General features: G+C 42.9%; 11 protein-coding genes and 1 pseudogene. 5 read left to right on the top strand and 7 right to left on the bottom strand.

Annotation, left to right across the window (positions count from 1 at the left end; genetic code table 11):
* Window positions 1–290: 290 nt before the first annotated feature.
* Both BV372_RS03030 and BV372_RS03035 read left to right on the top strand, forming a co-directional pair.
* Window positions 291–749: pseudogene (locus BV372_RS03030) on the top strand (SDR family NAD(P)-dependent oxidoreductase).
* 52 nt (window positions 750–801) lie between these two features.
* Window positions 802–1,338, top strand: coding sequence for a vitamin K epoxide reductase family protein (locus BV372_RS03035; protein WP_086683082.1), 537 nt, complete (start codon window positions 802–804; stop codon window positions 1,336–1,338).
* Between the two features lie 230 nt (window positions 1,339–1,568).
* Here BV372_RS03035 and BV372_RS03040 read toward each other — a convergent pair whose 3' ends face one another.
* A complete protein-coding gene (locus BV372_RS03040) occupies window positions 1,569–3,221 on the bottom strand; it encodes a Ppx/GppA phosphatase family protein (protein WP_086683085.1) in 1,653 nt (550 codons plus the stop codon).
* 251 nt (window positions 3,222–3,472) lie between these two features.
* On the opposite strand from BV372_RS03040, the gene BV372_RS03045 reads away from it, so the two are divergent.
* The 3 genes from BV372_RS03045 to BV372_RS03055 all read left to right on the top strand — a co-directional run bounded on the left by BV372_RS03045 (window position 3,473) and on the right by BV372_RS03055 (window position 6,180).
* Window positions 3,473–4,354 carry a 4-hydroxybenzoate solanesyltransferase gene (locus BV372_RS03045; protein ID WP_086683089.1) on the top strand — a complete coding sequence of 294 codons (882 nt, stop codon included), beginning with the start codon at window positions 3,473–3,475 and terminating at the stop codon, window positions 4,352–4,354.
* 391 nt (window positions 4,355–4,745) lie between these two features.
* Window positions 4,746–5,324, top strand: coding sequence for a hypothetical protein (locus BV372_RS03050; RefSeq protein ID WP_179197957.1), 579 nt, complete (start codon window positions 4,746–4,748; stop codon window positions 5,322–5,324).
* 367 nt (window positions 5,325–5,691) lie between these two features.
* A complete protein-coding gene (locus BV372_RS03055) occupies window positions 5,692–6,180 on the top strand; it encodes a TIGR00725 family protein (protein WP_086683096.1) in 489 nt (162 codons plus the stop codon).
* A gap of 43 nt (window positions 6,181–6,223) precedes the next feature.
* Here the strand turns inward: BV372_RS03055 and BV372_RS03060 are convergent, their stop codons facing one another.
* The 6 genes from BV372_RS03060 to nuoB all read right to left on the bottom strand — a co-directional run bounded on the left by BV372_RS03060 (window position 6,224) and on the right by nuoB (window position 10,463).
* Entirely contained in the window at window positions 6,224–7,609 is a 1,386-nt protein-coding gene (locus BV372_RS03060; protein ID WP_086683099.1) for a cytochrome P450, read from the bottom strand.
* A 31-nt stretch (window positions 7,610–7,640) separates the two neighbouring features.
* Entirely contained in the window at window positions 7,641–8,252 is a 612-nt protein-coding gene (locus BV372_RS03065; protein ID WP_086683102.1) for a Coq4 family protein, read from the bottom strand.
* Window positions 8,253–8,431: 179 nt separating this feature from the next.
* Window positions 8,432–8,857 carry a VOC family protein gene (locus tag BV372_RS03070; protein ID WP_086683105.1) on the bottom strand — a complete coding sequence of 142 codons (426 nt, stop codon included), beginning with the start codon at window positions 8,855–8,857 and terminating at the stop codon, window positions 8,432–8,434.
* A 107-nt stretch (window positions 8,858–8,964) separates the two neighbouring features.
* Window positions 8,965–9,276, bottom strand: a complete 312-nt coding sequence (locus BV372_RS35900; protein ID WP_218776673.1) for a hypothetical protein — start codon at window positions 9,274–9,276, stop codon at window positions 8,965–8,967.
* Window positions 9,277–9,332: 56 nt separating this feature from the next.
* Window positions 9,333–9,761, bottom strand: a complete 429-nt coding sequence (locus tag BV372_RS03080; RefSeq protein ID WP_086683109.1) for a GNAT family N-acetyltransferase — start codon at window positions 9,759–9,761, stop codon at window positions 9,333–9,335.
* Window positions 9,762–10,463, bottom strand: a complete 702-nt coding sequence (nuoB, locus tag BV372_RS03085) for an NADH-quinone oxidoreductase subunit NuoB (protein ID WP_086683118.1) — start codon at window positions 10,461–10,463, stop codon at window positions 9,762–9,764. It lies immediately after the preceding gene.
* Between the last annotated feature and the right edge of the window lie 705 nt (window positions 10,464–11,168).

An 11,168-nucleotide genomic window follows, 5' to 3' on the forward strand; every position in this document is an offset into this window, starting at 1 on the left:
AGTTAAGTTATTGCTTTGGACAGAAGATAGTCAAATTTCTAAAAGTTAGTTTTATGAAGAATATAAATGCAGCAGTTAAACATACATTAACTGAATATATTTTTGTGTAATTTCCAAATGAAAAACGCGATTATGGGTTGAAAATATTGCATTTAATTTTACTCAAATATTTATCTAAATAAAGATTTGGTTGGAATTTCTAACTCATGAATAATTCATTCAAACCCCTCCGAAATCAAGTAATTGTCATTACTGGTGCGTCCAGCGGAATTGGCTTGGTAACGGCGAGAATGGCGGCTAAGCAAGGTGGAAAGCTTGTCCTTGCAGCCCGTAATGAGGATGCCCTTCGCCAAATCGTCAACGAGATTCGCAGCAAAGGAGGTTAGGCAATTTACGTCACCGCAGATGTAGGGATAGAAGAAGACGTTAATCGCATTGCTGATGAAGCGATCGCCGAGTTTGGAGGTTTTGACACCTGGGTCAACAATGCTGGTGTCTCAATTTTTGGCGGCTGTGAAGAAGTTTCCATACCAGATATGAAGCGCATGTTCGACACCAACTTTTGGGGAGTCGTCTATGGCTCCCGTGCTGCTGTCAAACATTTTAGACAGCGCGGGAGTCGTGGGGCACTTATCAACGTCGGCAGCTTTTTAGGCGATCGCGCGGCACCAGTGCTCACATCTGTCTCTGTCGCTGGTCTTGGCGTGGCAATCTGGCTATTTACAGCATCCAGTGCCCTAAGCTACTAAATTTGTGCTTGGCTGCTTTCATCGTCAACTCATACATTAAGGATTTAACTTTATGGAGCCAAAACAACTGAGCGAAGAATTGCGTAAAGGAAAGAACCCTCACATGAGCAGGAGACGAGCAATTATCGGCTTGTCTATGGTGGGAGGTTCAATGGGACAACTCGTCACACTTTACCAAACAGGAATTATTAGTCACCTACCCGACCCACCAATACCCATATTTGATGCAGACAAAGTTGACGCTTCTAACTACGCTTACAGCCGATTCAACTCACCCGATGGCCCAATAATGGTGCTTACTTACGCCCTGACTGGCTGGCTGGCTGCTGCTGGTGGTTTAGATCGCGCACGGCGAAATCCGCTGCTACCAATTGCAATGGGCGTCAAGATTTTGTTAGACACTGCCATTTCTGCCAAGCTAGCTCAGGAGGAATGGAGTGAGAACAAAGCGTTTTGTGAGTACTGCCAAGTTGCAACTGTATGTTCGATCGCTTCGTTAGTGCTTGCAGTGCCCGAAGTTGTTACCGCTATCCGTACCCTTCTAGGAAAACAGGACAAAAACACCGCAGCAAGCAATAGCACGCAGTAATTAATACCATGCACAAAAGTGCGATCGCCGAGCAAGAAGCCAGGCAAATTTTGGGACGATAAGCCTAGCGCTTTTCTATGACTCTTGAGAGAGAATCATCCAGGCGATTAGAAATCGCGGCTACACAAACAAAGTCCGCCTGCGCGGACTAATGTCAAAATAGGGTTGCAAATTTAATCTGACGAGAGTAATAAAAGAGCGCTAGAGAAAGCTTCTTGCTGTAGCGTCAGTTATGAGCTAATGGCCATCGCATAAGGTTCTAAAGAGGCCACTAATTTAACATTAAACTCTGCCTCAAATATTCCCTTTTTATAATCTAAACTCCAGAGTTCTAAGGCACAATCATCATCAGGATGAGAGGGAAAAACTCGCAACCTAACTTCTTGAGTATTGGGATAGTACTCACACTGGACTCTTGCAATAGCGCCAATTTGCCGACGATCAAGAGCAACCGCTAATCTTAAGATTGCACTCAATTGGCTGACTATTTGTCTGTGTGGTTTGGTGAGTAAATTGCGGAAATTCTCGTGCTTTTTCTTCGGGGCAGATTTGCGATGATATCGGGCTAAATTGGCAATAATTTCGATTTCAGTTTCGGTATAACCGAGTAATTCACTATTACGAATTAGATAGTAAGAGTGTTTGTGGTGAGATGAATGGCTGACATGATGACCGCAATTATGTAATATCGCAGCGGCCCACAGCAGTTGCCGTTCTTCAGTGCCCCAGTAGTGTAATTTGTTTTGAGTTTGGTCAAATAAACTGAGAGCAAATCCGGCGATGCGATCGCAATGTTCTAAGTTTATTTGGTATTTACTAGCTTGTTTAAGCACACTACGCTGCCGAACTGAACTTTGGAAACGCAGTTTATCTTCAATTAAACCGTGGGCTAGCATCCAGTCCACGATTACACCCTCTCGGAGGGCACGCTCACATATTGTTATTGAATCAACACCCAAAAGGGTCATGGCTTCCTGTAATATTACTGCGCCTGCCAGTATAACTTCAGACCTCTTTTCTGGCATACCAGGTATTACACTTCTTTCGACGTTAGTCAGTTTCCGCAAGCGATTTACCCAATCCCGCAAGTCTTTGAGGCTGAGTTGGTAGCCATTGAGTGTGGAAGGAACATAACCTAATTTTTCTCTGGCATTAATCAACGCCAAGGTTTCAATCGTACCTGAGGTTCCAACCAACCGGGGCGATTCGCCAAACTTGAGGTTTGCCTGCACTTCTTCTACAGAACGTTCTAACATTCCGCGTGCATAAGCTTGGAGGTACTGAAACTCAGGGTTGCTGATAGGGTCAGTGGTAATTAATTCACCAGTCAGGCGGACTGCGCCAATTTTCGTACTGGTGAGCGTGCGTGGCTCGTTACTATCCCCCAAAACTAATTCTGTGGAACCACCACCAATATCAACAATCATGTGAGGCTGGTTGTGAAATTCCATCCCCGACAGCACACCTAGGTAGATGCGTCGCGCTTCCTCTTGCCCAGAAATCAAGTCAACGCTCAAACCCAAGTCAACTGCTACTCTATGTAGAAAATCCTTACCATTGGGCGCTTCTCGCACAGCGCTAGTTGCCACAGCCACAATTGTTTCAGCGTTGAAAGTGTCGGCAACTTTTTGAAAGCGTCCTAGAGCCGCGATCGCCTTTTCGATAATCTCTGGTTTAAGATAACCTGTAGCCAGATCGCGATCGCCTAGTCTCACAGTTTCTTTTTCTCTGGCAATAATGCTAAAAGCTGGTAGGCTGGTGTCAATTTTCACCACTACCATGTGCAGAGAATTGGTCCCTAGGTCAATGGCAGCAATAATCCGGTGTTGCTTAACTGTTTGAGTAGGAAGGCTCACACAGTTAGCTGAAACTAAACTCAGCATCTAGTTTTCTCTCTGTTAAAGAAGGATAGTAAAAACTGGTGTGTCGGGGTAATCACGGTTGAGTAGTTAGTAACTCAACCAGATTTCAGAAGATTTACTCTGCTGCTCACAACTAAAGTGACCATTTAGATGCATCTAAAGATGCCAGTTTAGGTTGTGTTTTTACAAATAGCAAATAAAGATATTCTATAGATGTAAAGATGTGTGAATTCATCTAGCTAAGGTAATTACTTGATTTCTTCTTCACTTCTATGCTAAAGACGCCAGAAAGCAACTCCGAACCCATATGGCTTGTGATTTTTCGGCTTTTGCGGTGGCATAAACCAGAAGGACGATTAATTTTAATGATTCCTGCCCTTTGGGCTGTGTTTTTAGCAGCCGCAGGTAAACCGCCTCTGCCTTTAGTTGGCGTGATTGTCTTGGGAACTCTCGCCACAAGTGCGGCTGGATGTGTTGTCAATGATTTGTGGGATCGGGATATCGATCCACAAGTGCAAAGAACGCGCGATCGCCCCCTAGCTGCCCGTACACTGTCGATTAAAGTCGGGATTGGTGTCGGAATAGTGGCGCTGTTGTGTGCCGCCGTTCTGGCGTTTTATCTCAACCCCCTAACTTTTTGGTTGTCTGCGGCAGCTGTACCTGTAATTTTGCTCTATCCAGGGGCTAAGCGAGTTTTTCCCGTACCGCAATTGGTGCTATCGATTGCTTGGGGTTTTGCCGTATTGATTAGCTGGAGTGCGGTAACTCAAAATATTTCCCAACCAACTTGGTTACTTTGGGGCGCAACTGTATTGTGGACATTAGGATTTGATACTGTTTACGCTATGAGCGATCGCGAGGACGATCGGCGCATTGGTATTAATTCTAGCGCTCTGTTCTTTGGTAATTACGCTCCATTGGCGATTGGGATTTTCTTTGCTGGCACAATTGCTTTACTTGCTTGCTTAGGTATTTCCATCCACCTTCACATTGCCTTTTGGATTAGCCTAGTAATTGCCACAATTGGCTGGGTTTGGCAGTCACTACAGTTAAGCAAGCCAAATTTACCCAACCCTGTTTATGGTGAGATGTTCCGGCAAAATGTCTGGATTGGTTTTATCTTACTGGCTGGGATGATTGCTGGCTCTTTATAAAGAGTGCTGAGTTACGAGTGCTGAATGCTAAGTTGAAAGACCTCCCACACTTAAACAAGTTCAGTGCATTGCTTGGGGCGTACATCATTACTGAGTATTTTTATTTACTCAATAATCAGCACTGAGCAAGGTAAAACGTCAACTGAGCTTTAAATTTGTTGTTAGAAATACCATCTTCTGGCAAGTGAATTGTATTTGCTAGGAGTGAAATTCACACTTGTGGTTTTTGACTATTTACTCTTAATTACCTTCATCAAACTTTTACAAATAAACTGTATTTTCCCTGAGTAGACAAAGTTTTTATCAATATTTCTCAGGGGATATCCGAAATAGTACGAGTTTAGTTTAGTAGTTGGATATATAACTTTAAACTTTTGACTTACCCAACTCCATGAAGCGATCGCATCTCGTCAAAATCGCCATGATAGTTTTATTTTCCCTTGGCAGTCTTGGTGTTGTCGGGGGGAGTTTTTTTCTAAGAAAAGCTTTTAGCAGATCATCTGAACCTGAGATAGTAACTGATACATCTCGTTATACGCAAATACGTAATCAGCTAATATCTAATGACTACCAAGTAAAACATTTCCCTAATACAATTCCTGCTGATGCCAAGGATGTTCGTATTGCTTACTCACCAGGGTCATTACAAGGTGGTAGTTTTTTTCAGATCAGAGTGAAAGAGTCACCAGAGAAGATAAAAAAATTACTTGCGCAATATAAAAGTGTTGCTAAACATAAGTATAGAGGTGGTAATACTAATGACCACGCTAACCTACCTAACGGAGTTCCGACAACGTTTTTTTATACTAGTGACGTATCGGAAGAATCCTTTCCACCCACCTACGAAATATTAGTCTTGGATGCACAAGACAAAGGTAGTTCTGGCTTTAAATGGAATCATGGTGATAGCTATGGGGTAGCGATTGATAGTTTAGCTTCAGAAATTGTTTATTGGAATGAAGAATGGTAAGTAACGACGCAAAATTAATTACAGTCATTGCGAGCGAAGCGAAGCAATCCCCGCCCTTGCGATTGCTACCCTTCGGGAACGCTCCGCGAACATTTTGCTTCCCTTCGGGACGCTTCTCTATGAGAGGCTACGCCAACGCGAACGCTACATACCCTTCGGGAACGTCTTCGACGAACGCAATGACATTGTGTAATTAATTATGTTTAACTACTTAGTTGAGGTAAGGCAGGAGGCAGAAGGCAGTCCCCATGAAAAAATTTTCATCGCCAAGCATGTAAGTAGTTCTTACCTGTTCCCCGTTCCCTGTTCCCTGTTCCCTACTTACAAGTCAGTAAGGCATAAAGGCGCAAAATGAATTTGCATCGCTATGAGAAAGATTATTGTTGGAGTGATGGGGCCGGGAGAAAAGGCGACAGCAAATGATTTGGAAAACGCCTATGAATTAGGTTGTCTCATTGCCCAGCAAGGATGGATTTTACTCACTGGCGGAAGGAATGCGGGAGTGATGGATGCCGCAAATAAGGGTGCAAAATCTGCCAATGGTTTAACACTTGGTATTCTCCCCAAAAATGATCGAGATAGCATTTCTAATGATGTGGATATTGCCATTTTCACAGACATGGGAAACGCTCGAAATAATATTAATGTTCTCTCTAGTGATGTGGTAATTGCTTGCGGAATGGGTGCGGGAACTGCTTCGGAAATCGCCTTGGCTTTGAAAGGAGATAAGCCAGTAATTTTACTGAACAACGATGCAGAAAGCAAAGTGTTCTTCAAAAAGCTGTCGCCAGAGAATGTTTATATTGTTGAGAGTGTAGTAGATGCGATCGCTACTGCCAAAGTAATTTTATCGTAGTTGTCATTTGTCATTTCTCTGCGTCCCCGCGTCCCCTTTTCCCTTATGACAATTTTTCCTTCACAGCCAAATGCACACCCCCAGACGGTGCAAATACTATGCCGCGACGCACAGGTTGCAGGGGAACCTTGTCCAGCAATTCTAGTGAGTAGTGCGAAAGGATATTTGCCAGTACCAATTTCATTTCAAACATGGCAAATGCTGCCCCAATACAGCGACGATTAGCACCGCCAAAGGGTAAAAATTCATAGGGAGAAAATTGCCGTTCAAGGAAACGTTCTGGTCTAAAACGCTTAGGTTCAGGATAGATATCAGGACGCTGGTGAGTTAAATAAACGCAGACTGACAAGTACATTCCTTTTGGTAAATCGTAGCCCATCAATTGCATATCAGTCCGCAGAATTCGTGGGAAACAAAAGAAAGCAACTGGGTAAATCCGCAGTGTTTCGCAACAGACAGCATTTAAATATGGCAATTGGGCGATCGCCATCGGATCTGCATTGGTGATATCAATAGAGTTGAGTTCTTGCAGCAGTTTTTCGCGGACTTCTGGGAGATAATGAATCCAATATAAGGCCCAAGCCAGAGCAATCGCTGTGGTTTCATGACCTGCAAATAGCATCGTCATCAACTCATCGCGTAACTCTACATCAGTCATTGGTTGACCTGCTTCATCACGCGCAGACATTAATAAGCTCAAGATATCTTCGCCGTCAATTTTACCTTGCTCTCGACGCTCATTAATTTCTTGGTAAATGAGTTGATCGAGTAGCTGTCTTCGCCGCACAAATTTTCCCCAAGGACTCCAAGCACCTAAATCCTTTTGTAGAGACTTGAAAAAAAGTAAAGTTGCACTTAAAGGATGATTAAAAGTATTCAACATCTCAACTAAAACTTGCTTGATTTGTTGATAACGCTCTCCTTCCTTCAGCCCAAAAACAGACCGCAAAATTACTTGCAAGGAAATATCCTGCATACTGGAACGAGCTACAAAGGGTTTACCAACAGTCCACTGGCTACTTACCTGCTCTGTAATGTCACGAATAATTTGACCGTAAGCCCGCATCCGTTCTCCGTGGAAGGGAGGCATCAAAAGCTTACGCTGCTGCACGTGGCGATCGCCATCTAATAAAATTAACGAGTTTCCCCCCACCAATGGTTGAATAATCTCGTTTCCTGAACCTGATTCAAATAGCTTAGGATCAGCCGTAAAAAGTTCTTGAATAGCTTGAGGATCACTGATTATTATTTGTGTTGGAAAACTATTAAATTCACTATAAAAAATATCTCCATAGCGCTGTCGCAAATTCTCAAGATTTTGTAGTGGTTGTAAAATTATTTTTATTGTCTGCAACCATTTGGATTCTTGAAAGCCATTTGGCAGTTGAGCTACAGTTGGTTGAGAAGTAATTTCTTTAAGTTTAATCATCAGCTAGTCTCCCAATATTTATTAATAAGCTTTAGCTTAAATTTGGTCGTAAACCTAAGTGTTCTCTGACATTTTTAATTGGTTCTTGCCAATGGTCTTCAAAGCGGTAGCCTAGTAAAAACTCAGCTTTGTTACCTAGTTCACGTCCTTTTTGCAGGTTAGCAAAAATTGCTTTGACTTGTTGAGGAGCCAGAAGCGAATAGAGCAATTTGGCTAACCACAAACTGATTTTGAGTGCATTACTGTAATTTTGGGCGGCAGCAAAAGCCAGCACGCCGATTTCTCCAGCATAGCTAGTATCAAAACCGAGCAAGACATGAAAAATATCGTGAGTAACCACGTAGCGCAAACCAAAGACATTGCGTTTAGCCACATCATCAAGTTCAGGACTGATGTTTAATGGCTGGAGGTGGTTGATTTGCATGTGCTCGGCATATTCTCGCCCAAAGGAGCCTTGGGGATATTGGCTTAATTTCTCTAAATCAATTGGCGGATAATATCCTTCCACCGATCGCAATTTATCCGCCACTTCAGGAGCCACTTTTGCACCCAGCAAATCAGACTTGAGAATTGCAAAATCGCCTAAATTTCCTGAGTTTTTGGCAGCGAGAAGAGCTTTAAGTTGTTGCCATTTTTTTATCATCATAAATCCCCCATTTTTGGGTGATGGGTAGGCGCAGACCGCCGTAGCGAAAAGTCGGACCGGCGGCTTCCGCCGTAGACGCAAAGCGGCTTGCCGCAGGCATCTGAACTTTTCAAGACAGACATCGCTCATCAACTTTCAATGGTTAAAAATAGCGATCGCCAATTTAAAATTGTTAATCACTCGTGATTGATCGCTTGCGCAATTGTGAAACTAATTTCCTGACCATAGGAAACCTCAAGGGTATGACCATCAGGATCTCTGAAAAAAGCCCAGTAACCAACGGGAAAACCCCAGTCATGTGGTCCTTCGAGCAACGCGCCTTCTGAACGCGCCTCATTGCAAAGACGATCCACTTCCTCACGAGTTTTACAAGCTACGCCAAGATGAGATGAGGGTGCAAGTGTGCTTTTTACGTCAGCAACTTGAATCAAAACTATGACAAACGGTCGAGTTAAATCACTAATCCAAGCAACGTCTACGTGCTTCGTTTTATCGGTGCGACGATGCACTACTTGCATCGCAGCGTACTTTGCATAAAACGAGATGCTTTGATCGATGTCGCTTACCCCAAGTGCAATGTGAGTAAAACCAAGATCCGACATCAGCTGTCACCTTTTGAGAAATCAACAATATCTTTCAGCTTAAGATATAACCGATAAACACAAGGGTGGAATACCGTAGCGATCGCGCAACTCTTCTACAGCTATATTTATAGCAATCCGATTTGATTTCTGAAATCACTCATAGAGGTAGGGAACAGGGAACAGGGAACAATAAAACTCTGAGTGCTTACTAATACCCATAAATTTGGATTTCCGAGTTCTGAACTCGGAGTTTCGTGTTCCGAACTCGGAGTTTTATGTTCTGAACTCGGAGTTTTGTGTTCTGAACTCGGAGTTTCGTGTTCTGAACTCGGAGTTTGATGTTCTGAACTCGGAGTTTCGTGTTCTGAACTTGGAGTTTGATGTTCTGAACTTGGAGTTTGATGTTCTGAACTCGGAGTTTCCAGTTCCAAGCTCAAATAATCTAAATCGCAGCCTCGTTAATCTCACTTTAAACCAAAGACGAATCACCACCCTACTGAATTAGGTTAATTGCAAAGTGATAAGCTCTAATTTCTAAACGCTGTTTGAAGTAAAAACGATGAGCCGCGAAACGCTGAACGCCTGAGTCGAGGTGTAACTGTTCGCAAGCATTAGCTTTGGCATAGTCTACCAGCCAATTTAATAGATTTGTCCCATAACCTTGAGAGCGTTCGCTTTCTAGAGTTACCAAATCATCCACATAGAGAAACTTACCCCAAGATAAGGATTCAGCTATTCTAAATCCTGCTACAGCCTTGATGCTCCCTTCATCTTCAAGATAAGCAAGTTGATAGCCTTGCTGCTCTTGTCTTTTAATCCGACTGACAAAATCGTTAGCGATGAGATGGGGACGAAGCGCTTGCATGATTACAAAACAACGCTCAATTTCTGCATCTGACTTTGCAAGGGTAATATGACTCATTTAGCTTGGGTGAACTTCAGAATGGTGAGTTTCTGGTACTGCTAAGGGTAATTCTAAACCTGGAGCCATAGCAAGTTCTGCGGGTGGAACTTCCCTGGTTGAACTTCTAAGATATTGCCCATCATTGACGGGAGCTACAGGCCTCATCTGGTGAGCAATACTGTAATAGCGGTGGGTTTGTTGAGTTTGGTGGCGTTCTTGAAGGCTTTCATTCGCAATTTTCTTCCGCAATTTGATAATTGCATCGATTACAGCTTCCGGCCTGGGTGGGCATCCTGGTATATAAACATCAACTGGGATTAATTTATCTACACCTCGTACTGCGCTAGGAGAATCGACACTGAACATTCCCCCTGTAATTGTGCAAGCTCCCATTGCAATGACATACTTAGGTTCTGGCATTTGCTCGTAGAGTCGCACCAAGTTCGGGGCATACTTCATAGTAATTGTCCCGGCAGTAATTAATAGATCTGCTTGTCGAGGAGTAGCACGGGGAATCATCCCATATCGTTCTAAGTCGAAGCGAGAAGCATAAGCAGCCATAAACTCCATGAAGCAACAAGCTGTACCAAACATCAATGGATACAGACTGGACATTTTCACCCAGTTGTAGATGTCGTCTACTGTGGTGAGAATAATGTTTTCAGACAATTGTTGCGTTACTTCAGGACGCTCAATGGGATTGATAATTGAACTGGTCATTAGTTGAGTTCCCCAATAAATAATTTTTGGAATAATTGCAGCTTTTGTGGAGTGATCAATCACTACATCATTAGACTTCTTGCAGAAGTCGGTTAAAGGGAAAGGGGAAAAGGGGAAAGAAACTCAAAACCCTTTCCCTTTAACCTTTTCCCTTTCCCCCCTCTTGCAAAAATATATTTTTGCAAGAGGTCTATTGCTAACTACAGTTTCTAATGACTCTCTAAACTGCACCACTAAAGATAAAGGTGTTAAGGTGCTAACTTAAGCTCTAAGTTAAGAACCTTCGCTAATTTTGTGAAAAGCCCGTAGGCTAAAAGCCTGAGGCTAAACTTACAGAGCTTTCCTGCGTGAGCTACAGCCTTTGTTCGTATAAAGATACCCTTCTAAGGTGTCGGTGCAACCCTGGGATTCTTTTTTCTACAGTTTTATAAGCAAGCGATCGCACTCCTCTGCTAAGAATTCAGTAGAATTAGAGATAATTGATCAAATAAATCTGAAATTTAAGATTGCTTGGAAGCATTGCGTTAGAGCTAGCGATCGCTCTCTCAAAGGTTTAAATTTTTAAATGGCTGGAATACATCAAACTTGATATCGGAATCCGATTTGATTTTTGAAAAAAACTCAGTACAGTTTTATTCCTTCTTTCCTGTTCCCTGTTCCCTGTTCCCTCCCTACGTAAATAATTTCAGTAATCAAATCGGATTG

Source organism: Nostoc sp. T09, assembly GCF_002154695.1.
Taxonomy (GTDB): Bacteria; Cyanobacteriota; Cyanobacteriia; order Cyanobacteriales; family Nostocaceae; genus Aulosira.